This window comes from Primorskyibacter marinus (assembly GCF_003313245.1).
In the GTDB taxonomy this organism is placed as follows: Bacteria; Pseudomonadota; Alphaproteobacteria; order Rhodobacterales; family Rhodobacteraceae; genus Primorskyibacter; species Primorskyibacter marinus.
This window is the reverse complement of sequence record NZ_QJSD01000058.1, coordinates 1-722: the sequence shown is the minus strand read 5'-3', so window position 1 is coordinate 722 and position 722 is coordinate 1. Positions and strand designations below refer to the sequence as shown.

Sequence of the window (722 nt, the reverse complement as noted above, 5' to 3'; positions counted from 1 at the left end):
GCACCGAAAATATATTTCGATATGACATAACCAATATTTAAAATAGTTTACTTTCCGGGGACGAAGTTTGTAGCGTAGGACCAGGCGTTGTTGGCAACAGGGTCAGCAAGGTGGTCAGCAAGGTTTTCCAAAGGCCCCTTTCCGGTCACAATGGCTTGAACAAAGAATCCAAACATAGAGAACATAGCTAGTCTTCCATTTTTAAGCTCCTTCACTTTCAACTCAGCAAAAGCCTCTGGGTCATCAGCAAGGCCCAATGGGTCGAAGCTGCCACCAGGGTAAAGTGGGTCAACAACCTCACCCAATGGCCCACCAGCAATTCTGTAACCCTCAACTGCACCCATCAAGATCACTTGGGTAGCCCAAATGGCCAAGATGCTCTGGGCATGGACCAAGCTTGGGTTTCCCAAGTAGTCAAGACCACCTTCGCTAAAGATTTGGGCACCAGCCTTGAACCATACAGCTTCACCGAACTTGACACCGTTACGGGCCAAAAGCTCTGGGAAGACACATCCAAGAGCTCCAAGCATGGCCCATCTAGAGTGGATGACCTCAAGCTCACGGTTCTTGGCGAATGTCTCGGGGTCAGCTGAAAGCCCAGCAGTGTCCCATCCGTAGTCACCTGGGAATTCACCAGTGAGGTATGATGGAGCCTCACCAGAGAATGGGCCTAGGTACTTGACACGGTCTGGGCCGTACCATGGGCTTCCTGATGGTGCAAC

The 722-nt window shown here is 50.7% G+C and carries 1 protein-coding gene; it reads right to left on the bottom strand.

Features of this window, described 5'->3' with window-relative positions; genetic code table 11:
* Positions 1–47 precede the first annotated feature (47 nt).
* Positions 48–722: chlorophyll a-b binding protein (locus DMZ65_RS20250; protein WP_157960708.1), on the bottom strand; the 675-nt coding region annotated here is incomplete at its 5' end.